Source organism: Pontibacter korlensis, from assembly GCF_000973725.1.
In the GTDB taxonomy this organism is placed as follows: Bacteria; Bacteroidota; Bacteroidia; order Cytophagales; family Hymenobacteraceae; genus Pontibacter; species Pontibacter korlensis.
In genome coordinates this window covers 3,977,682-4,000,545 of record NZ_CP009621.1, presented here as the reverse complement: position 1 = coordinate 4,000,545, position 22,864 = coordinate 3,977,682, and the positions used below count along the sequence as shown (strand labels likewise).

21 protein-coding genes are annotated in these 22,864 nt (G+C 45.2%); 12 read left to right on the top strand and 9 right to left on the bottom strand.

The annotated features are described in order from the left end of the window. Positions 1–23 precede the first annotated feature (23 nt). The 4 genes from PKOR_RS17200 (at position 24) to PKOR_RS17185 (ending at position 3,153) form a co-directional block, all read left to right on the top strand. A complete protein-coding gene (locus PKOR_RS17200) occupies positions 24–1,418 on the top strand; it encodes an MATE family efflux transporter (RefSeq protein WP_046312373.1) in 1,395 nt (464 codons plus the stop codon). Between the two features lie 108 nt (positions 1,419–1,526). Next, complete coding sequence (locus PKOR_RS17195) at positions 1,527–1,976, top strand: GNAT family N-acetyltransferase (protein ID WP_046312372.1); 450 nt, start codon at positions 1,527–1,529, stop codon at positions 1,974–1,976. Between the two features lie 15 nt (positions 1,977–1,991). Then, positions 1,992–2,792 carry a HipA family kinase gene (locus tag PKOR_RS17190; RefSeq protein WP_046312371.1) on the top strand — a complete coding sequence of 267 codons (801 nt, stop codon included), beginning with the start codon at positions 1,992–1,994 and terminating at the stop codon, positions 2,790–2,792. Then, positions 2,770–3,153, top strand: a complete 384-nt coding sequence (locus tag PKOR_RS17185; protein WP_046312370.1) for a DUF3037 domain-containing protein — start codon at positions 2,770–2,772, stop codon at positions 3,151–3,153. Before PKOR_RS17190 ends, PKOR_RS17185 begins: the two co-directional genes overlap by 23 nt. Before the next feature lie 118 nt (positions 3,154–3,271). On the opposite strand, the gene PKOR_RS17180 is transcribed toward PKOR_RS17185, so the two are convergent. From PKOR_RS17180 to PKOR_RS17165, 4 genes are all read right to left on the bottom strand, one after another. Further along, positions 3,272–4,519 carry a glutamate-5-semialdehyde dehydrogenase gene (locus tag PKOR_RS17180; protein WP_046312369.1) on the bottom strand — a complete coding sequence of 416 codons (1,248 nt, stop codon included), beginning with the start codon at positions 4,517–4,519 and terminating at the stop codon, positions 3,272–3,274. Between the two features lie 3 nt (positions 4,520–4,522). Further along, the gene (gene proB, locus PKOR_RS17175; protein WP_046312368.1) at positions 4,523–5,614 is read right to left on the bottom strand and encodes a glutamate 5-kinase; all 1,092 of its coding nucleotides are present in this window, start codon (positions 5,612–5,614) and stop codon (positions 4,523–4,525) included. Positions 5,615–5,967: 353 nt separating this feature from the next. Continuing rightward, complete coding sequence (gene proC / locus PKOR_RS17170; RefSeq protein WP_046312367.1) at positions 5,968–6,795, bottom strand: pyrroline-5-carboxylate reductase; 828 nt, start codon at positions 6,793–6,795, stop codon at positions 5,968–5,970. A 364-nt stretch (positions 6,796–7,159) separates the two neighbouring features. After that, positions 7,160–7,939 carry a TIGR02757 family protein gene (locus PKOR_RS17165; RefSeq protein ID WP_046312366.1) on the bottom strand — a complete coding sequence of 260 codons (780 nt, stop codon included), beginning with the start codon at positions 7,937–7,939 and terminating at the stop codon, positions 7,160–7,162. Positions 7,940–8,196: 257 nt separating this feature from the next. Between PKOR_RS17165 and PKOR_RS17160 the strand changes: the two genes are divergently transcribed. From PKOR_RS17160 to PKOR_RS17140, 5 genes are all read left to right on the top strand, one after another. Further along, positions 8,197–9,438 carry a glycosyltransferase family 87 protein gene (locus tag PKOR_RS17160; RefSeq protein ID WP_046312365.1) on the top strand — a complete coding sequence of 414 codons (1,242 nt, stop codon included), beginning with the start codon at positions 8,197–8,199 and terminating at the stop codon, positions 9,436–9,438. A gap of 152 nt (positions 9,439–9,590) precedes the next feature. Then, complete coding sequence (gene efp, locus PKOR_RS17155; RefSeq protein WP_046312364.1) at positions 9,591–10,154, top strand: elongation factor P; 564 nt, start codon at positions 9,591–9,593, stop codon at positions 10,152–10,154. A gap of 3 nt (positions 10,155–10,157) precedes the next feature. After that, positions 10,158–10,634, top strand: a complete 477-nt coding sequence (gene accB / locus PKOR_RS17150; RefSeq protein ID WP_046312363.1) for an acetyl-CoA carboxylase biotin carboxyl carrier protein — start codon at positions 10,158–10,160, stop codon at positions 10,632–10,634. Positions 10,635–10,762: 128 nt separating this feature from the next. Then, positions 10,763–12,109, top strand: a complete 1,347-nt coding sequence (accC, locus tag PKOR_RS17145; RefSeq protein ID WP_046312362.1) for an acetyl-CoA carboxylase biotin carboxylase subunit — start codon at positions 10,763–10,765, stop codon at positions 12,107–12,109. A 101-nt stretch (positions 12,110–12,210) separates the two neighbouring features. Further along, positions 12,211–13,137: a DUF6340 family protein gene (locus PKOR_RS17140; RefSeq protein ID WP_046312361.1), complete on the top strand. Its 927-nt coding sequence runs from the start codon at positions 12,211–12,213 to the stop codon at positions 13,135–13,137. Between the two features lie 125 nt (positions 13,138–13,262). On the opposite strand, the gene PKOR_RS17135 is transcribed toward PKOR_RS17140, so the two are convergent. From PKOR_RS17135 to PKOR_RS17110, 5 genes are all read right to left on the bottom strand, one after another. Then, complete coding sequence (locus PKOR_RS17135; protein ID WP_046312360.1) at positions 13,263–14,693, bottom strand: M56 family metallopeptidase; 1,431 nt, start codon at positions 14,691–14,693, stop codon at positions 13,263–13,265. Between the two features lies 1 nt (position 14,694). Then, a complete protein-coding gene (locus tag PKOR_RS17130; protein ID WP_046312359.1) occupies positions 14,695–15,060 on the bottom strand; it encodes a BlaI/MecI/CopY family transcriptional regulator in 366 nt (121 codons plus the stop codon). A gap of 124 nt (positions 15,061–15,184) precedes the next feature. Next, entirely contained in the window at positions 15,185–15,592 is a 408-nt protein-coding gene (locus tag PKOR_RS17125) for a hypothetical protein (RefSeq protein ID WP_046312358.1), read from the bottom strand. A 75-nt stretch (positions 15,593–15,667) separates the two neighbouring features. Further along, a complete protein-coding gene (locus tag PKOR_RS17120) occupies positions 15,668–16,252 on the bottom strand; it encodes a DUF3109 family protein (RefSeq protein WP_046312357.1) in 585 nt (194 codons plus the stop codon). Positions 16,253–16,453: 201 nt separating this feature from the next. Next, positions 16,454–18,106, bottom strand: a complete 1,653-nt coding sequence (locus PKOR_RS17110; RefSeq protein ID WP_046312355.1) for an ankyrin repeat domain-containing protein — start codon at positions 18,104–18,106, stop codon at positions 16,454–16,456. A 321-nt stretch (positions 18,107–18,427) separates the two neighbouring features. On the opposite strand from PKOR_RS17110, the gene PKOR_RS17105 reads away from it, so the two are divergent. From PKOR_RS17105 to murA, 3 genes are all read left to right on the top strand, one after another. Continuing rightward, on the top strand, positions 18,428–20,680 hold the full coding sequence (locus PKOR_RS17105; protein ID WP_046312354.1) for an ATP-dependent helicase: 2,253 nt from the start codon (positions 18,428–18,430) through the stop codon (positions 20,678–20,680). 195 nt (positions 20,681–20,875) lie between these two features. Next, entirely contained in the window at positions 20,876–21,526 is a 651-nt protein-coding gene (locus tag PKOR_RS17100; protein WP_046312353.1) for a DUF4290 domain-containing protein, read from the top strand. Between the two features lie 3 nt (positions 21,527–21,529). Beyond that, positions 21,530–22,834, top strand: a complete 1,305-nt coding sequence (gene murA / locus PKOR_RS17095; RefSeq protein ID WP_046312352.1) for a UDP-N-acetylglucosamine 1-carboxyvinyltransferase — start codon at positions 21,530–21,532, stop codon at positions 22,832–22,834. Positions 22,835–22,864: the final 30 nt, after the last annotated feature.

The following is a 22,864-nucleotide window of genomic DNA, read 5'->3' as shown; positions in this document are numbered from 1 at the left end:
AAGTATAAACGTCATTCCTGTTCATGTCCAACTTTAAAAGTTTTCTGCAGCTTGTGTGGTCTGCCGTACGGGGCAATGAACAGGACTATACTACCCTTGGCATAAAGCGAAGCATTGTGCTACTGGCCATCCCCATGATCCTGGAGATGCTGATGGAATCGCTCTTTGCTGTTGTAGATATCTTCTTTGTCGGCCGGTTAGGAGCTAACGCACTGGCTACTGTAGGCTTAACAGAATCTATCCTGATGATTATCTATGCCGTGGGCATGGGTATCAGTATAGCTGCAACTGCCATGGTGTCGCGGCGGGTTGGGGAGAAGAACTATAAGGAGGCTGGAAGTATAACGTTCCAGCTGATCGTAACGGGTACAGGCTTAGCCCTGGTGATGGGTGGAGTAGCTACATTTTTCGCCGCTGAGACGCTGGCACTGATGGGAGCTGCGCCAGAAGTAGTAGCTGTAGGAACAAGCTATGCCCAGATCATCTATGCAGGAAATCTGGCCATCATTCTGCTTTTCCTGATTAATGGAGCATTCAGAGGCGCAGGTCAGCCGCACCTGGCCATGCGCGCGCTTTGGCTTGCTAATGGAGCCAACATTATACTAGACCCACTCCTGATCTTTGGAATAGGTAACATAGAAGGTTTAGGGCTGGAAGGTGCCGCATGGGCCACAACAATAGGAAGAAGCCTGGGGGTTGTCTATCAGTTGTACCATCTATTTAATGGCCGCCACCTGCTCAAGATCCTGAAAGAAAACCTCACGATTAGCTTTGCTGTAGTATACCGCATCCTAAAGCTATCATCCGGAGGTATGGGTCAGTACCTGATTGATTCTGCCAGCTGGATATTCCTGACCAGGATCATTGCCGAGTTTGGCAGTAACGCCTTGGCAGCCTATACCATAGCGTTTCGTATTATCATCTTCACGCTTTTGCCAGCCTGGGGGCTTTCTTCAGCAGCAGCTACCCTTGTCGGGCAAAACTTAGGAGCACGCAAGGCTAAACGAGCAGAGTTGGCAGTGTGGCTAACAGCTCGCTATAATATGGTATTTATGGCGGCTGTTACGGTAGTGTACCTGATATTCGGGGAACAGCTGTCTCGCTTATTTACAGATGATCCGGAAGTGATAGCCATCACGGCCGAAGCTCTGAAGATCATCACACTGGGCTACATCTTTTTTGGCTTGGGCATGGTTATGGTACAGGCTTTTAATGGAGCCGGCGACACCCGTACTCCTGCCCTTATCAATATAGTTGTTCTTTGGCTGATAGAGATTCCGATAGCCTATTTGCTGGCCATGTACTTTGGCTTTGCCTATACTGGGGTGTTTATCGCTATTGCATTTTGCCATTCATTTCATGCACTGGTAAGCTGGTGGCTGTTCAGAAAGGGTACCTGGAAGCGCGTGAAGATCTAAGCTGACTAGCTCTTCAACAGCTACGAAAAAGAGGCAGCATGCGGCAATTAGCCATTTCATGCTTATACTTGCCAAGTAAAACAGCTGTTGTGTACTTACGCCCTGCACATGATCAACATACACCGAACCAACTCCGACAATTCTGATTTCCGCGCATTGGTACAACTGCTTGACCAGGACCTACAGCGAAGAGACGGTGAAGAGCATTCCTTCTACGCCCAGTACAACAAGATTGACAAAATCCAGCATGTTGTGACTGCTTCTAAAGATGGCGTGGCTGTAGGCTGTGGAGCCATCAAAGCATTTACTACTGAAGCAGCTGAAGTAAAGCGGATGTTTGTGCTGGAGGAATGCAGAGGCCATGGAATTGCACAGCAGGTACTGCAAGAACTGGAACGCTGGGCAAAAGAGTTAGGATACACTTCATGCGTTCTGGAGACAGGTAAAAAACAACCTGAGGCCATAAGGCTCTACCAAAAGAGTGGTTATGCCTTGATACCAAACTATGGCCAGTATATCGGCGTTGAAAACAGTGTTTGCATGCAGAAGGCCCTTTAACAGACAAAACACAAAATGAGAAATAGCCCTCCTGAAATAAGAACCGTTGACGTGACGCGGTATATTACGCCGCTTCGCGAGGGCGGATCGCTTCCTGCCATTGTGGAGGCAGATGATGAATTTTTATACGTGCTGAAGTTCCGTGGTGCCGGACAAGGTATAAAGGTGCTGATAGCCGAACTGATAGTTGGAGAAATGGCACGTGCCTTAGGGTTTAAGGTGCCCGAGATTGTATTTGCTACGCTTGACGAAGCTTTCGGACGCACTGAGCCGGACGAGGAGATACAGGATTTGCTACGCGCTAGCGAAGGACTTAACCTAGCCCTGCACTACTTAACTGGTGCTATAACTTTCGATCCGGTGGTAACCACCCTGGACACAAAGCTTGCCTCCCAAATAGTATGGCTCGATTGCCTGGTTTATAATGTTGATCGTACTGCTCGCAACACCAACATGCTTATGTGGAAGAAAGAGTTGTGGCTAATTGACCATGGCGCTTCTTTATACTTTCATCACTCCTGGAACAACTGGGAAGAACAGGCTAAGCGCCCTTTCCCCCAGATTAAGGACCACGTGATGCTGCCTTTAGCTACAGAGCTTGAGGCTGTTGATACGGCTTTCAAGGCTATACTTTCGCCAGAACTATTGAGAGCTATACTTTCGGCTATACCAGACGATTGGCTTACAGGTGTAGAGTCACCTTTTGAGTCGGCAGAAGAGCACAGACAAGCTTACGCACAGTTTTTAGAGACACGTCTCGCCCATTCCGAAACCTTTGTAAAAGGAGCAGAACATGCAAGAAAAGCACTTATTTGAGTATGCCGTAATCCGTGTGGTGCCACGGGTAGAACGAGAGGAGTTTCTGAATGTTGGTGTTATATTGTTCTGTTCTTCACAAGGCTTTTTGCAAACAAAGTATCACTTGAACGAAGACCGGCTTAAAGCCTTCTCTACCTGTATAGATATGCAAGAGCTGAAAGACAGATTAGGCGCCTTCGAGAAAGTTTGTGCAGGACGTAAACAGGGAGGCCCGATCGGTCAATTAGGCACAGCCTCGCGTTTCCGCTGGCTTACTGCTAACCGCAGCACTATAGTACAGACATCACAAGTTCACCCTGGTTTGTGTGGCAACGCACAGGAGAAGCTGGAAAAACTTTTTGAGCAGCTTGTTCTCTGATAGCCTGTTTTATAGCACTACAGCATTTTAGTATAAACATAACAAGTTTACCTGCATAAGCAGGAAGAGCCGCTACTGGTATAGCGGCTCTTCCTGTTTAAAAAATGTTAGCTTGATTCTAGGCTCTTACCTGCCCTTTGCCTTTCACAACCCATTTGTAGCTGGTCAGCTCATCAAGTGCCATAGGACCTCTGGCGTGTAGCTTCTGTGTACTAATGCCAATCTCAGCCCCTAAGCCAAACTGCGCGCCATCAGTGAAGGCAGTGGAAGTGTTAGCATATACTGCAGCTGCATCCACAGCTTTTAGGAAATGCTCCACATGCTCCTCATTGTCAGAAATGATTGCCTCACTATGCTGCGAAGTATAAGTATTTATGTGCTCTATGGCCTCATCAAGACCCGATACTGTTTTAACTGACATCTTTAGCGACAGGAACTCTGTACCAAAGTGCTCTTCGGTAGCCTGGTGAAGCTTCTCAGCAGGGTATGTGCCTTTCAAAGCAGCAAAAGCGGGTACATCGGCAAACACTTCCACTCCTTTGGCAGCCAAGCCCTGCCCTATCTCGGCAAGGTCCGCAAGCCGGTCTTCATGTATCACAAGGCAGTCAAGTGCGTTACATACACTCACGCGACGGGTCTTGGCATTCACCACAATCTCCTTTCCTGAGGCAAGGTCTGCGAACTCATCAAAATAAGTATGAACAATCCCGGCACCCGTTTCTATCACTGGCACTTTAGAATTCTCACGCACATAATTGATGAGTCCCTGGCTACCGCGCGGTATAATGATATCCACGTAATCTACGGCATGCAGCATCTCGTGCGTAGCCTGACGATCAGGTGGCAACAGCTGTACAATATTCTTGTCTACGCCATTCTGCTCCAGCACCTCATGTATTAGCTTTACAATAGCTGCGTTAGAGTCTTTCGCATCGCTTCCTCCCTTTAGCAGTAGGGCATTACCAGAGCGCAGGCATAGACTAAAAACATCGAAAGTTACGTTTGGCCGCGCTTCGTATATGATGCCAATCACTCCAAGTGGCACTGATACTTTCTTGAGCTCCAGTCCATTATCAAGGCTGCGTTCAGAGAGCACTTTACCCAAAGGTGACGGAAGATTGGCTACATTTTGAATATCGGCTGCGATACTCTCAATACGCTCCTCTGTCAGCTTTAACCGGTCGTACTTAGGATCGCTGGTATCCATCCGTTCAAGGTCCAGCTGGTTGGCAGCAAGCACAGAACCTGTTTCCTCTATGGCCTTTGCAGCTAAATCCTGTAGTACCTTTTTTATTTTATCATCTGCAAGCAGGCTTAACTTCCTGCTTGCTTGTTTTACGTTCTTAAAAACCTGTTGCAATTCCATAGTTTATAGGCTGTGGTACTTGAATAAGTATAAATAATTGTAGTGGATGATGGGCTTCTGGTTGCTCAGTCCTAAAGTCATGGATGCTTTTTTAGAACCATACTCAGCTTTACCAAGACCAAGATTTTCACCGTTTTCATCCTTAATCCTGATTATATCACCTTTAGAGAAATTACCGCTTATGCCAACTATGCCTACCGGTAGCAGACTAGCTGCATCCTCAGCGTGTAATGCCTCTTTAGCTCCTTCATTCACTATCACTTCCCCTTTTGTGTAGTTATCGCTATGCGCTACCCATTTTTTAAGGTTAGGCTTAGATGAGTCTGGCTCGAAGTAAGTAGCTTTCAGATTACCGTTGTGGAAATCCAGCAACACATTGTCGCGGTTGCCATTGGCTATAAATACATGTATACCCAAATAGGCTGCTTTACGAGCCATTTTCATTTTGCTGCTCATTCCGCCACGCCCAAAGCTCGATTTGGATGTAGTAATATAGCGACTTATACCGGAGGTCTTGCGGCTTACCCGCTCAATTAATATTGAGTCCGGATTATCTGGATGGCCTTTGTAGATGCCGTCAACGTTAGTAAGCAGAATAAGCGTATCTGCATCAATCATGGCGGCCGTCATACTTGCCAGCTCATCGTTATCGGTAAACATCAGCTCTGTTACGGCCACTGCATCGTTCTCATTAATGATTGGGATGATGTTGTGGTTAAGCAGGCCAAGCAGGCAGTTTTTTATGTTAAGGTAGTGGCGTCGCGACAGGAAGTCCTGCGGGGTAACCACGATCTGGGCAATCTGGTGCCCGGCCTCCTGAAAGAGAGATTTGTAGGACTGCACAATATCAATCTGGCCTACGGAGGCTAATATCTGTTTCCTTACAACAGACTCAGTTTTGTCTTCAATTTTGATGTTGTTTCTTGCAAAGGCAACTGCCCCCGAAGAGACCAGCACCACCTGCAGGCCCTGTTCTTTCAGGTAAGCAATTTGTTTTACAAGAGAAGCCATGCGTTGCCTATCTGGCGAGCCATCCTTCTGGGTTAGCACGTTAGATCCGATTTTCACGACAACTAGCTGTGGCTGATGATTCATGCTGTATCTGATTGGTTAAACAATAGTTTAGCGGTCACGAGAGTTAGGCCCATCGTGTTATAGCTGGAACGTTAAACTGTATATTAGACTTTAAAATAATAGCACCAGAGCATTTAAGCTTATTTCCGGCAAAACAGTTGTGAATGGTTTCACGGCCGGTAAGTATAGGTGTAAGAAAGTTGGCCTAATGCCACAAAAGAAGTATAGTACAGGCAGTGCCTTAAAGAAGTTAAAGAGGACTGAACCTGTACTTGGGGTGCTATATAGGGTAAATAAAGCTGTTTTGTAGCAAACAGGCTGGCGGCTCCAGCTACATGTTTACTACAAAACAGTATACTATTTTTCAGAATAGATTACAAAGCAGCTTCTTTCTCGCGCTGCTCTTTCAAATCCAGGATTCTCCTGTGTGACCCTACTAAGCCTTTTATAACTGCAGAACTTAGGCCCTGGTGTTCCATTTCGTTAAGGCCAGTTATGGTGCAGCCTTCTGGTGTAGTTACTTTATCAATTTCCTGCTCTGGGTGAGACTTATTGATGGTCAACAAAGTAGATGCCCCTTTACTTACCTGCACAGCAATTTTCTGCGCATCCTCAGCATCAAGGCCCAACTGTATACCACCTTGCGTAACGGCTCTAATAAAGCGCATGTTAAAGGCAATACCACTTGAGCAAAGTACAGTGGCACCTGCCATCAGCTCTTCCTCAATCACAAGCGTCTCGCCTACACAGTTGAAAATTCCTTTTACCTGCTCTTCTACCAGTGCAGCCTTCTCATTGAAGGCAAGGCAAGTCATTGACTGCTGTACTGCAATGGCCGTATTAGGCATGCTGCGCACGATAGCAAAGTCACCTACTATATCTCTGATGTAATCAATAGTAACACCTGCAATAACACTTAGCAACACATGCTTTTCCGGATCTAGATAAGGCTTTATCTCATCCAGAACGCTCTGCAGGTGCGCTGGCTGTACGCACAGCATCACAAAGCGGCTGTTCTTTACAGCAAAGGCATTGTCGCTGGTTACCTGTACTCCTTTGTCTTTTAAATATTGTAATGATTTCGTGTTTCTCCTGGTTACGTAGATGTTTTCAGGCTGGTATTGCCCGTTGTTTAAGAGTCCTTCTGCAATTGATTTACCGAGGTTTCCCGTTCCCAGGATGGCTACGTTATCTGTGTGCATTCTTTATGGTTTGTGTTGTGTTTTTACTGAGACAATAGTCTTACACAGTGAAGTGTAATTTAAATACCTTGAATGCAAAAGTACAAAAATCAAGCTAACAATAAAAGGCATAACAATCCGTTAACAAATATGAAAAAGGCACAAAATAGTATTATCTGCACATTCATCCTCGCGGAAAAATCACAAATAATAAATTATTTAAACGTACTTTATCTATTTGTAAGGCAAGGCGGTTTTGTACCCTCACAGCTCCTGGGGCACAAAAATGCCGCCCCTGTATTTTCGTGGAGCGGCGGCAGTTTAATGGGCCTTAGTCAAGTGTTGGGAACTTGGGATATCTACAGAATAAGTTTTAGCAAATTTTTCAGAATTTTTCTTCCACGCCTAGCCCAAAAAGGGCATAGTCATACTTTACCGGGTCTTCCGGATCGAAGGTTCTTAGGTGCGCTGTTAACTCCTCAGCAGTTAACCAATCCATCCCTTGCCGGGTGATAAGACCAAGGCGGCGTGCTACCCGCTCCACGTGCACATCGCAGGGACAGACCAAGTCGCTCATTGGCATGGTTTGCCAAATACCAAAGTCAACTCCCCCGTTGTCCTTCCGGACCATCCAGCGCAGGTACATGTTCAGGCGTTTACAGGCCGACTTTCGGGCAGGAGTGGCAATATGCTTACGGGTTCTTTGCGGCGCATCCTCAAGGCCAAACACAAGGTTATGAAAATACTCCAGCCGCTCTTTTTGAGTTGCGATTTCATTATGTTCACCTGTAAAAGCTGTCTCAAGGCTGTCATGCTGGCTGTAGTACCATCGGAAAAAGTGAATCAGGTAGAGCAGATCTGTATCGTTAAAGGTGCGGTGCTTAAAGCCTAATAGCCGCTGCAGGTCCTGCTCCTGATGGTTAAGGATAAAATCATGGGGTGCATTATCCATCAGGTTCATCAGCTTGATGCAGTTGTTAATGATAGTTTTTCGCTGCCCCCAGGCAAGTATTGCCGCAAAAAAGCCACTAATCTCAATATCCTGCTTCTTTGAGAAACGGTGTGGTATTGACACCGGGTCATGAGGTATAAAATTAGGTTGGTTATACTTCTCTACCCGATCATCGAGCAGAGCTTTTACAGAGGCTAAGTCAGGTTGTATCATGCTTCAAGTATACTGCTGTGCAGCAAAATTTGATCAAGTCTCTTCAAGCTTATAGTAAAAGCTACTACTAAACAGCATTGATGATGCACAACAAGTGGAATGTAGTGTGGCAGCTTTGGTCGACAAATATTAGAATTTTAGCTTATTTAGCTTTAAAATTGTAGGTAGTTTATATGCCACCTTTCCCTTAGGTACTCTCCCTCTACATAGTGATGAGAGCTGATTACTTAATGGAGCAGTTATGAAACAAACATACCATGTCTACAAGTAAATTTTTCTCCTCCAGGTTTGCCTGGTCCTACGCCATTCTCTTTGCAGGAATTTTGCTGCTAGTTGGCGAAATCATAAACGGTAGGTTCTGGATGCACGACCTGGAAGTGTACTACAGAACCGCAGAACGAATGCTGAACGGCAGTGAAATTTACCGAATCGAATCAGACGGACACTATGTCTACAAGTACTCCCCTACAGCTGGCATGTACTTTATTCCTTTCATCATACTGCCTTTTGCTGCTGCTAAAATTGTTTTCTGGTTACTGCTGGTTTTGTTAGCCATAGTTGTTTTGCAAACCTTGTACAGATATGTGTCAGACGGTGAGACAGCTGTTACAGCAAAGCGAAAAAACATAATCCTGCTACTCTCCTTTCTTGCTGTAGGAGCACACATACACCGGGAGTGGCACTTGGGACAGGTAAACTTTGTGCTACTGGCACTTTATGTATGCATGGCCGTTTTGTGGCTGAGCAAAAAACCTGTAGCTGCGGGTGTGGTTTTAGCTGCAACGCTGTTCATCAAGCCTTTTGGATTAATCTTCATACCATACCTTATACTAAAAAAGAAGTTGAGCATACTCCTTTCTGCTGCTTTGGCGGTTGTAGTACTTGGGCTTCTACCATTTATACTTTACCCATCTGCCGAAGCTTTTACAGGTCTTTACCAAGGATGGATTCAGGAACTGCTGATAGAAATGAGTGCCAAACAGGAGCTCTTCGCAAGCGGCAACCACACCATCTTTTCTGTACTGGCTCGTTATACTCCGATAAAATTCTTACTCTTCAACGAGACGGCCATTAAAGTTTATCAGCTAACGCTACTGGCATGCATAGCTGGCTTTGTGCTCTACATTGTTCGCCAGGGTGAAAGCCTGAAGCAAAATATACTCATTGATGTAGCTGTACTGACGGCTCTTATTCCTTTATTTGCCTTTACAAGCCTAAATGCTTTTCTGTTTACACTACCTTGCATTGTAATTCTGCTGTACTACTTTCCATCCCTTAGTACAGTGGCAAAGATTTTAACTGTTGCAGGCTGTGTACTTATAGGTATTAATATCCGAGATTTGATGGGGGGCGATTTATATCGTTTCTTAGAGAGAGAGTCTGTTTATACTTTCGGTACGGTGGCCTTGTTGATAGCGATGACCCTTCTACGTTTAAACATAAAAAAGCAGCGTCATAACACAGGTAAAATATACCAGCGCAACCTTGCCCAAAAATAACAGGTTAAACAGGTATAACTGAGCGGATAACTGCAATTTGCAGGGGAAACCTGAGTGTGTTTTTCAGCAGAATAACTAACTTTGTTTTGCATGACAGCAAAAACAAGCATAGTTTTACTGCCTTAAATAAGGATATATTTAAGTATTAAAGTATGGCAACCACAGCTGATATTAAGAACGGCGTTGTGATTGAGTTTAACAACGACCTGTACCAGGTAATTGACTTCCAGCACGTAAAGCCAGGCAAAGGTCCTGCTTTCGTAAGAACAAAGCTGAGAAACGTAAGATCCGGCAAAGTGATTGACAACACATTCTCGGCTGGTCATAAAATCACAACTGCCCGTGTAGAGCAGCGTCCGCATCAGTTCATCTACAAAGATGACCTAGGTTACCACTTCATGGACATGAACTCTTTTGAGCAAGTTTCGCTGGAAGATGCCATGGTGCCATTTGCTGACCTGATGAAAGAAGGTCAGGAGGTAACTATCCTTTTCCACGCAGAGACAGAGACGCCGCTTACATGCGAGATCCCTCCTTTTGTGGAATTGACCATTACGTACACTGAGCCAGGTATAAAAGGAGATACAGCTACTAACGCTTCTAAGCCAGCTATTGTGGAGACAGGTGCTACCATCCAGGTGCCACTGTTTATTGGTCAGGACGAAAAAATTAAAGTAGATACTCGTACGTATTCATACGCAGAAAGAGTTAAATAAAACATGAAAGCGAAAGAAATCCAGGAACTAATCGACTTTATCGCCAAATCTGGCCTGAATAAAGTAAACATCGAAACAGAAGAATTTAAGATCTCAGTAAAGCGTGATCCGGACCAGAAGGTAACTTATGTGAAAGGTGCTGAGCCAGCTCATCAGGCAGCCCCTGCTCCTGTCGCTGCTCCACAAGCTGCACCGGCTCCTGCTCCTGCTGCGCCAGCGCCAGCTTCTGACGAGAGCAAATATGTGGCTATCAAGGCTCCAATGATCGGTACTTTCTACCGCGCATCAAGCCCGGATACTCCAATGTTTGTAAACGTTGGCGACGAAGTGAAAAAAGGCCAGGTGATCTGCATCATCGAAGCCATGAAGCTTTTCAACGAGATCGAATCAGAAGTATCAGGCAAGATTGTTAAAGTGTTGGTAGACAATGCTTCTCCAGTAGAGTACGATCAGCCTCTGTTCCTGGTAGACCCAAGCTAATTCATTGATTTGAAAGTTTGAAAATGTGAAGATTCTAAAATGGAGATGGTAATGATCGTCTCCATTTTTATGTCATCTCACTTTTAGTCTCTACATTTCCAAAGCTACAGATCATCAAATAAGAAATTATGTTTAAAAAAATACTCATTGCTAACCGTGGCGAAATCGCCCTGCGCATTATCCGCACTTGTAAGGAGATGGGCGTTAAGACGGTTGCAGTATACTCTACAGCCGATAAAGAAAGCTTACACGTGCGTTTTGCCGATGAAGCTGTCTGCATTGGGCCTCCTCCGAGTGCTCAGTCATACCTGAACATTCCTAACATTATTGCGGCAGCAGAAATTACCAATGCTGATGCCATTCACCCTGGCTACGGCTTCCTTTCTGAGAACGCTGATTTTTCACGCATCTGTGCAGAGAACGGCATTAAGTTTATTGGCGCAACTCCGGAGATGATCAATGCCATGGGCGATAAGGCTTCAGCCAAAGACACCATGAAAAAAGCAGGTGTACCTACCATTCCTGGTTCTGAAGGTTTGCTCAAGAACATGGAAGAAGGTATCAAGCTTGCTAAAAAAATCAAATACCCGGTTATCATCAAGGCAACTGCTGGTGGTGGTGGTCGTGGTATGCGAATTATCAAGAGCGAAGCCGAATTCGAGAAGGCTTGGAACGATGCGCGTACTGAGGCTAAAGCTGCTTTCGGTAACGATGGTATCTACCTTGAGAAATTTGTAGAGGAGCCACGCCACATCGAGATCCAGCTTATCGGTGACCAGCATGGCCAGGTTGCTCACTTATCAGAGCGTGACTGCTCTATCCAGCGCCGCCACCAAAAACTGGTAGAGGAAACTCCTTCCCCGTTCATAACAGATGAGCTTCGTGATGCAATGGGACAGGCTGCTATTGCCGGTGCCAAAGCCATCAACTACGAAGGTGTTGGTACTATCGAGTTCCTGGTAGACAAGAACCGTGACTTCTACTTCATGGAGATGAATACTCGTATCCAGGTAGAGCACCCAATTACAGAGGAGGTAATCGACTACGACCTGATCAAGGAGCAAATTAAGGTAGCTGCTGGTGAGAAAATCACTGGTAAGAACTACTACCCTAAGATGCACGCTATTGAGTGCCGCATCAACGCTGAGGACCCGAAGAACGGCTTCCGTCCAAGCCCAGGGAAAATCACTACCCTGCACCTGCCAGGTGGCCATGGCGTACGTGTAGACTCACACGTATACTCTGGCTATGTAATCCCACCAAACTACGACTCTATGATCGCGAAGCTGATCGTGAGTGCGCAGACACGTGAGGAAGCCCTTGTGAAGATGAAGCGTGCTCTGAGTGAGTTCGTAATCGAAGGCATCAAGACCACCGTTCCTTTCCACCTTAAGTTGATGGATGACAAAGGCTTTAAGGAGGGGGACTTCACCACCAAATATCTGGATGACTTTGACTTCAACTCTATTGACTAACATCAACATCGCATAGATAAAGTATAAATTAGGCCTCAGCTGTATTGCTGAGGCTTTTTTTTATAACTTAATATCACTAAGCCACTATGTAAACATACCCAATGCGAAAGATTATTACCCTTGCCTTCTGCTGTACATTGGCAACTTTGCAGTTTAGCTGTACCTCGGTGCTATATGTTGACAAAACACAACCAGCCGAAGTAGCCGTAGCAAATGAACAATGGAAAGTAGCGGTAATCAACAGGTTCAACTCCTCCCTGCTGGACATTAAAAAGGAAAAGAAGCTCGCTGTTTTAGAAGATGGAGCAAGACATGCTTTTGCAGGTGCTATTGAGGGCATATTACAGGACGAAACCTACGATATAGTATATACCGACACAGCCAGCTATAGAGCAACAACATATAAGGAGGGACTTGAGCGGGAAGAAGTACAAGCTATTGATAGGCAGCACCCCCACCACCTACTGCTTTCCTTAGAGCATTTCGATGCCTTTCTGGAACAGGAAACGGTCAGGGAGCAGGACAATTCGAAAATGGCCTATTTCACGTTAGTAACTGCCTCAACCTGGGCGTTGTACGACAGCACAGGCAACTTATTAGACATGATGGTTCTTACTGAAAAAGACTTGTACAACACCAGGCCTGTTATCAGTGGCCTGCTGGCTGTTGGTCCTTCCCTGGGAAACGCCGGAGCAATGATAAATGACCTAGCATGGTATACTGGTGCCGGTTACTGGAGCAGGCTTTCTCCTAAGCCAGTAAGGTTTTCACGCTCCTACTACTCAACAAAAAACCTTTTACCGGCAGCTCACAAAATGGCGGCAAACGATTGGTCTAATGCCATTGCATTGCTAGAGCCCCTGGCAGATGGAAGCCACAAGAAAGATGCTGCCAGGGCTGCTTATAACCTGGCGGTTGTATATGAAGCCATGGGTGATATTGAGCAAGCTAAGTTTTGGGCAAGAGAGGCTATCAAACGTAAAGAAAAACTTGCAGCACTACTCCTTCCAGAGTTGGAGCGATATTAGATTGTAAAGAGAATCAGCTTGCTGGCTTACGCTTCTTTTGCCTGGGATAAAAGATCACCCTGCCCCTCAGAAACATCGTTGAGAAGCAGGGTGATCTTTTCCCCATCCATGCATTCAAAAAAAGGTTAGTTTTTTGTTTTGATGTGTACTACACCATTTTTACCCTTTTCGCCATACTTTTCTACTGCCTCTTTATTCTTCACCACATCAACAGAAGCTATGTTATTAGGGTCAATAGCTTTCATTTCCTCATAGCTGATCTCCTTATCATCCAGCAGATACAGTACATCACGGCCTACTTGTATAGCAGTCCCAGAGTCAGAGGTGTTTTCGTAAGAGAAGTTGAAACTTGATGATTTACCCGTACCGCCTTGCAAAGCGTCTAACTTCTTTTGTAGTGACTGCGCTTCTGAAGAATTCTTTCCTGCTTTTGTTGTGATCACAACCAAGCCTTTTACTTCTTCAGCTCCTATTAGTGACTGTGCTCTTTCACCTTTCAGCACATCTACTTTTTCAATCTGGTCAGGATTTATACTCTTGATTTTGTCCGCATCTGTTCGTTTACCGTCCAGATAATAGACCACACCATCCTGCTCTCCACCTACAATTGTAACAGAGGATTTCTTTGAGGTTGTGTCTTGCAGCTCCTCATTTATACTTTGATTAAGCCCTTGCGTCATCAGGTCTACTTCTGCTTTAGATGTTGTAACAACTAAAGCTAGCACCAGCACGGAAGGAGGCAGAAACAAGTACTTCAACTTGTGCAGCGAATTTGATTTTGTTTTATTCATCATGGCAATTCTGTTTTTAATATGATTGAAATTAAAACTCATAACCAGGTTATTATCCAGCAGCTGTGTGCTTACACGCACGAGGCTGTATTGATAGGCTTTTCGCTCCAGCCCCTGCTGTAGCACTTGCTGATCTGCTATAAACTCTAGGTTCTGCCGTACATCCCGCTGCAGCAACCATACAGCTGGATTGAACCAGCACCCAATCATCAGCAGCTGCGATAATATAATATCCAGGCTGTGGAGCTGATCTGCGTGCGCTTTCTCGTGTAGGAGAAGGGCTTGTAACTCTTGAATGGTATGCTGCTTTGGGTTAAGATAAATGGTGCGCCAAAAGGAGAAAGGCCCCACCTCACCTTGCAGCTTTCTGAAACACTGCCCCTCCCATGAAGCTGGCTCAGAGTTTTTATGTAGCTGCCAGAATGAAACAAACTGAAGTATAAACCTTACTGCTACCACAGCAGACCCAAGTGCACAAACCAGCATAAGCCAACCCCAGTATTCTCTTGGCTCCTGCTGCACAGGGTAAGTATTACCTGCCCAATCAGGCATTAGGATGATAATCTCAGCACCTAACTGTGACGGCTGTGCATAGAAATATGACAGGTCGAGCAAAGGGAAAACAGCCGAAAGAAGCAGAGATCCCAGAAGGAAGTAACGGTTGTAAGTATAGAAGGTAAGCTTTCGGAGCAGCACCCAATAGGCTATGTAAAACAACAACACCAAGAGGTTAACTTTCAGCAAGTACAGGATGGCAGCTGGCATATCACTCTCCTTTCTCTTTTTCGATCATCTGGATAATTTCCTTTAACTCCTCAGCACTTATCTCCTGCTCCTTGGCAAAAAAGGAAACTACCTCTTTGTAGGAATTCCGAAAGTAGCTACCAACAAAGCTGCGCATAAACTCTTTGCGGTAATCCTCTGCTCTTACCATTGGTACATAGCGGTAAGAGTTACCGTACTTTTGCCCTTGCACATATCCCTTGCGCTCCAAATTCTTTACAGTGGAGGCCAAAGTAGTATAAGGAGGTTTAGGCTCGTGTAAATTCTCCAGGACCTCTTTTATAAATCCTCCGTTCAGCTGCCATAGCACCTGCATGGCTTCTTCTTCTGACTGTGTTAATCTCTCCATCTATCTACGAACTTTTCGTAATTATACGATAATTTCGTAAAAAGATACAGTCTACTGAAAATAAAAATAAAAAACTGCCATCAGGGCGATGGCAGTTCATATGGTAATTAGGGAAAGATGTTGTTTAGCTATTAAGCCAAGCTAGAGCTATGGTTGGACTTGTAAAGCTTTTGACCTCAAATTTGGTAACACCGAGTGCTTCTGCCCTGGTAACTACAGATTCTAACGCAATTCTGGAGAACACATCATTCGGTACTACCCGAGCTACCTTTTTAACGTTTGTCTGTGATAGCAATTCATAAAACTTGCTAGCCATCCATTCCTTCGTCTCAGAAGATAAAGCGGTAAGCTTTCTGGCATCAGCTATGGCATTTTCAAGCTTTGTATCTCGCAAAACCTCATACAGCTTTGTACCACCTGCTACCATTTCGTCTTTGTTAACAGATCTGGTCCAATCTGCCTTTACAAGATTACTACTCTCCTCCACCTCTATTTTGTAGAAGCCAAGATCAATAATTGTTGATGTATTCATAGTGAGGTGATAAGAGAAGGTAAGAAACTTATTACAGAAGCACTCCTGTTTTAGATAAGCTAATCCAGAGTGAATTTATTTAGATGAAGCAGCAGCTTCTTCGTTTTCCATCAGTTGCTCCAGCTCACTATACCAGCTCTCGCCATACTTACGGATAAGAGGTTCTTTTAGAAACTGATAAACGCGTACTCCCAGATCCTGACCAAAGCTACAGGCTGAACTGCAGATGCCCCAACGGTCGTAGTTAAGGGCTTCGAAGCCATCATATTTTGTAATTCGGATTGGGTAAAGATGGCAGGAGATCGGCTTTTTCCAATCAATTTTACCATCGTAATAAGCCTGCTCAATTGCGCACTTAAGGGTATTGTCGGTATCGTAAATAGCGTAGGCACACTCACGGTTACCAATGGTTGGTGTCGAGTAATCGCCTTCCCAATCCTTGATATATAAGCCTTGATCATCCACCGCCTTTAAACCGGCCTCAGACATGTACGGCTTTATCTGATCGTAATGATCTGTAAGAATTTGCAGTTCCTCCTCCTCCAGCGGTGCTCCCAGATCACCTTCAACGCAGCAGGCCCCTTTACATTTCTCAAGGTTACATACGAAAAACTGGTCGCGAACATCGTCGCTTATAACGGTATTCTGAAGAACTATCATGTCAATTACAATGGCTAAAAACAAAAGGAAAAAGCATCAAGCCTTTTACCTGAATATTAAAGAGACAAAGGTAGCCATAAATAAGTTTAAAACGCATTACCTCAAAAACTCAGTTGGCAGTGCAGGTTTCCAGTGTAAACAGGACAAAAAAAAGAGGCACAACTATAGGCGCCTCTTTTCTAGATCTTAATAAATTAAAGTCTAATTCTGCTTTTGAGGTGAGCCTGCCGCCAAAAGTATATTCTGAACGTTCTCGTGTTTAGTATAATCAATAGCAGCTCTACCCGTATTGTCAGTTATAGTAACATCGGCATCGGCTTGTAGCAGGGCTAATATAATCTCAAAGTTAGCATCAATTTCACAGGCCAGCATGAGAGGTGTTTTACCTTCGTTGTTTACCACATTCGGGTTAGCGCCAGACTGCAGGAGCCTCTCCAGCTCCATTATACCGATATGCTGCCCAATGGTAGCATGAAGCGCCTGTGCCAGTACTGTGTTCCCTTCTTTATCTTTTATGTTAGGGTTAGCGCCATGAGCCAGCAAAGTATCCAGTAGTTGTACCTGCTCTAGTTCATAAAACTCAGTTCTGATACGTGAACTACTCACAACATAATGCAGGGCAGTTTTACCGTTTATATCCTGGGCATTTACATCAGCACCATTGTTAAGTAGAAGGCTGGCTGCTTTCAAACGAGCTCCCGGCTGATACTCTACGCCATAATCCTCTAACAGCATGGGCACATACAGGGCGTGCATCAACGGTGTGCGCTTATATAGGTTAGCCTCATAGTCTTCCGGCTCTTCCTGTGTATTGGCATCTCCTCCGGCAGCTAATGCGCGCTGCAGCATTTCCGGATCACGGTTGATGGCTGCTATTACAACTTTTTGGTTGGGCGTCTGGTTGATGTAGATCAACTGTTCAAAAGCGTTTACACTGCCCTTGGATACAGCTTTCCTATATAAGTCGCGAGCAGCATCTATTTTAACCTCACCCAGTGTTCCCTCTTCATATAAAAGCGCCAGAGTATAAATAGACTCACGTTCGCCTGCTGCAACACCCTTCTGGAGCCAGTATACAGCTTTATCAGTGTCTTTGGCAACACCTTCACCATTAAGGTATAAATTTGCTAATGAAGCATAGGCTGCCACGTCATTTGCATCGGCTGCACGACGGATGTAGTTATAAGCAAGGGAATGGTTCTTCATCTCACCATACCCGGTATAATACATGCCACCCAATATGCGGTTGCAGAAAGCATCACCCTCTACTGCTTTCTCTCTTATGGTGATAGCAGCTGTGCGCATACGCTGCAAAAAGCGCTGTGTATCTTCTTCGCTACGCAACGTCATTAGTTCCGCCATACCAAGATTGGCTAAAACACTTCCGCTATCCAAAGCCATTGTATAATAATAGCGGGCAGAGTCGCGGTTGGCGGAGAAGTACTTTTCAGCATTCTGGACCTGCTGTATGGTATCTATCTGCACCGAATCATACTTTAGTTCGCGGTACTGATGCATGCGTCCCAGAAAGTAATAAGCATCATGCTCACCCTGCGCAGCAGCGGCCTTAAATTTCTCTTGCGCTTTTTGAAAATCTAGGGAGGTATAGTAGTACATCGCCTCATCCATAACAGGAGTGCGCCATATACGCCTGATAACCGGAGCAGGCGCTGCTGCGGCTGGTTTAGTACTGACAGTAGCAGTACTTTTACCTGTTGCAGGGGCTGCTTTTCTAGCTGCCGTAGTAGTAGGTTTTGCTGTACCTGTAGACTTTTGTTGCGCTACCCCAACATGGCTCATGCCGCTAAGCAAGCAAAGCAGTAAGAGTGTCTTTAACTTTGGAAGACGGTGCATAAGGGTATGGTGATGATATCTCAATATGTTATATGTTATGTTCTGGCAATCTGCAAAAGTAAGCGCTAAAGGCTTTTTAACAAAAATGCGACCAAAACAGCTGGCAAATGTAGGGCATCAGCAATTATAGAACCTTCTCCCCTATGGCTAAACGCTTTGCGCCCGGAAGGTGTTCATCTTATAGCAGGTTTATACTTGTGGCATCTCTAATCAACATTTGAACAATCATTCTAATCCTGTTAAGGAAAGAGAAAACAAGGTTCTAAAAAAAGGATATCAATTCGTAAATTGCATGGATTTTAAGCACGCGGAAGAGAAGAAATGGATTATATAAGCTTATTAAACGAGTCGCAGCGCGCGGCAGTATTGCATACTGATGGTCCAGCCATGATTATTGCAGGTGCCGGCTCTGGTAAAACAAGAGTACTTACATACCGGATTGCACACTTGATCAGCCAGGGTGTAGACCCTTTCAACATACTTGCCCTCACCTTTACCAACAAAGCGGCAAAGGAGATGCGCCACCGTATCGAGAAGGTGATAGGAAATGAGGCAAAAAACATTTGGATGGGTACCTTCCACTCCGTCTTCTCCCGCATTCTACGTGCTGAGGCTGAGAAAATCGGTTACCCTAAGAGCTTCACCATCTACGATACGGACGACTCCAAAACACTAATCCGCAATATTGTGAAGGAGATGAATCTGGATGATAAGCTCTACAAGCCTAACGTAGTGCTGAGTCGCATCTCTGCAGCCAAAAACAAGCTGATCTCGGTTAAGCAGTACATCAACGACGCTGTGATACAGGCTGATGACGAGGCTGCCATGCGCCCGAAGATCGGGAAGATCTATGAGATGTACCAAAGCCGCTGCTTCCGTGCGGGTGCCATGGACTTTGATGATTTGCTGTTCAATACCAACGTGCTTTTTAAAGATCACCCAGACGCGCTAAACAAGTACCAGAACATTTTTAAATTTGTGATGGTAGATGAGTATCAGGACACAAACTACTCGCAGTACCTGATTACGCGTAAGTTGGCTGCTCAGAATCGAAACATCGTGGTGGTAGGTGACGATGCACAGTCCATCTATGCTTTCCGGGGTGCTGACATACAGAACATCCTGAATTTTGAACGAGACTACCCTGAGCTACAGGTATTCAAACTGGAGCAAAACTACCGCTCCACCAAAAACATTGTGCATGCTGCTAACTCTGTAATCCGCAACAACACTGCCCAGCTCAAAAAAGATGTATATACAGATAATGAGCAGGGACCGCTAATTGAGGTAATTAAAGCGAATTCAGATAACGAAGAAGGTAAACTAGTAGCTACTACCATTTTTGAGGAGAAGATGAATAACCACCTCTCCTACGACGACTTCGCTATATTATATCGTACCAATGCGCAGTCAAGGGCCATGGAAGAAGCCCTGCGCCGCATGAACATCAAGTATAAAATAATAGGTGGCCTCTCCTTCTACCAACGCAAGGAAATAAAGGACCTGATCGCTTACCTGCGTCTGACGGTGAACCCTAATGATGAGCAGGCACTGCGACGCGTTATCAACTACCCTAAGCGTGGAATCGGTGAGACTACAGAGCAAAAGCTGTTCGTAACGGCTAACGAAACCAACCATAGCGTTTGGGAAGTTGTGCAGAATGCCACTGAATTCTTAGGTAACCGCGTGGGCACAGCTATAGAGAACTTCTCCATCATGATCCGCGACTTTGCCCGCATTGCTGAAAATAGCGATGCTTTTGAAGTTGCCAAGCATATAGCCAAGCACTCTGGTATTGTGGATGAATTGTACCAGGATAAAACCGTAGAGGGCCTGGCACGTTATGAGAACATACAAGAGTTGCTCAATGGTATAAAAGAGTATGTGGATGATCCTGAGAAGGAAGATAAAAGCCTATCCGCTTTCCTGCAGGATATTGCGCTGGTTACGGATGCGGATACCAAGGCAGATGACGATGGAGAGTTTGTCACGCTCATGACCATCCACTCTGCCAAGGGCCTTGAGTTTAAGAACGTGTTTATTGTGGGTATGGAAGAAAACCTCTTCCCAAGCCAGATGATGCTAAACTCCCGCGCTGACCTGGAAGAGGAACGCCGTTTATTCTATGTAGCTATTACCCGTGCTGAGAAAAAGCTATATCTAACTTATGCTACCAGCCGTTACCAGTGGGGTAACCTGCGTGCCTGTGAGAAGAGCCGCTTCCTGGATGAGATTGATCCAAAGTTCCTTAATTTTAAGTATGGTGAGAGCCACTCTGTAGGTGGAGGCAACGTATTTGACAGGGTACTTCAGCGTAAAAGCAGCATTAGCAGCTTAGTATCGCCACCACCCCGCAAGCAAGCTGCAACAGCTTATACTCCGCCAGCTGACTTTAAGCCAAGCGACACATCCAAGTTGGCTGCAGGCATGAAGGTAGAACATCCTAAATTTGGGTTCGGCGTAGTAACCAAAATGGATACGCAGGGTAATAGTACCAAAGCCATCATCAACTTCGACGAGGTAGGCGAGAAAACGCTGCTCCTGAGCTTTGCCAAACTACGCATACATGAGTAAGACTAGCTAATTTAGATACAACTTGGCGTTATAAGATCTCTACAGCTGTAGTAAGTAGCTACCATACCGGGAGTATACTTACTACTTTCGTTCTTGAGCGAAAAAGGCTCAAAGAAAACTTACTCATGCAAATTAGTGAGTATGGCGTAATATATAATTCATAATTCCTATTTTTGAATTTCTTAATCTGACATAATGGAAGCGAGTACCACTTTTAAACAAGAGCTTTTGCTGCGAGAGTACGGCCGCAATGTACAGGACCTTGTAAACTATATATCTAAAGTTGAGGACCGTAAAGAGCGCACACGCCTGTCGCAACTGCTCATTAACCTGATGGCCAAGCTGAACCCTCAGCTGCGTGACACACAGGATTACCAGCAGAAACTCTGGAACCACCTGTTCGTGATGTCAGGCTCTTCCCTGGATGTGGATGCGCCCTACCCACTGAGCGCCATGGAGTACCTGAACGACAAGCCTCAGAAAATGGAGTACCCGCTGGATACGCCTAAGTATAAGCACTACGGCCAGAATGTAGAACTGCTCGTGCAGAAGGCCACTGAACTGGAAGACCCTAAAGAGCGTGATGCTGCTATCATCTCCATTGGTAAGCTGATGAAAACGCTTTACAAGTCTTACAATAAGGAAAACATCACAGATGATGTAATTCTGGACGATATTCGCCAGATCTCAAATGGACAGCTGGATATGGACCTGCAGTACATTGAAAGCAATAACTTGTTTGAATCAAATCCTAAGCAACAGGATAATAGTTACCAGCAGCGTTCTACCAACCAGAACAATCGAAACAAGAAAAGCAACCGTTCCTCTAATCAAAGAAATAAATAATACATGGCTTCTTTTGAAGTAATTGGTGGTAATAAACTAAAAGGCGATATATACCCGCAGGGTGCCAAAAACGAGGCACTACAGATACTGTGCGCTGTGCTGCTAACCTCTGAACCAGTTGTAATCTCCAATGTACCTGACATCAGGGACGTAAATAAGCTTATCGAACTCCTGCAAGATATGGGAGTGAAAGTAGAGCGCAACGCTCCTGACACCTATACTTTCCAGGCAGACGATATAAACCTTGAGTACCTTAACTCAGATCAGTTTGTAGAGCAGGGACGTGCTATCCGAGGCTCCGTAATGATAGTTGGACCTCTGTTGGCTCGTTTTGGAAAAGCTAAAATGCCGAAACCAGGTGGAGACAAGATAGGTCGCCGCCGCCTGGACACGCACTTTATTGGCTTAGAAAAGTTAGGAGCAAAATTTAATTACGACACTCCTGATGCTTTTTATAGCGCCACTGCAGAAAAGCTACACGGTACTTACATGCTGTTAGACGAGGCTTCTGTAACAGGAACAGCCAACATCCTGATGGCCGCTGCTCTGGCAGAGGGTACTACCACTATATACAATGCAGCCTGCGAGCCTTACATACAGCAGTTGAGCCGCATGCTTAACCGTATGGGAGCCAAGGTAAGTGGTATAGGCTCTAACCTACTAGTGATAGAGGGCGTGGAGAAATTAGGTGGCACAGAACACCGCATGCTCCCTGATATGATCGAGATCGGCTCTTTTATCGGAATGGCTGCTATGACAGGTTCTGAAATCACTATAAAAGATTGCCAGATTCCGGAACTTGGCCTAATACCAGACACTTTCCAGCGCTTGGGTATTAAGATGGAGTTCCGTGGAGATGACATCTTTATTCCGGAGCAGGATAATTATGTGGTAGATACCTATATTGATGGTAGCATCCTGAACATCTCTGACCATACCTGGCCAGGACTAACCCCTGATCTATTGAGTGTAGCGTTGGTAACAGCCACGCAGGCAAAAGGTACAGTGCTGATTCACCAGAAGATGTTTGAGAGCCGTCTTTTCTTTGTAGACAAACTTATAGATATGGGTGCCCAGATCATACTTTGCGACCCGCACCGTGCTACGATCATTGGCCTGAACAAGCAGATTCCTTTACGTGGCATACGCATGGCCTCTCCTGACATTCGTGCAGGTGTAGCACTTCTTATAGCAGCACTCTCTGCAGAAGGAACAAGTATCATCGATAACGTAGAGCAGATTGACCGTGGCTATCAAAATATCGATGGTCGTTTAAATGCAATTGGAGCGCAGATCAGAAGAATTTAAGTTGCAGTGCAACAGCATTAAAAACAGAAA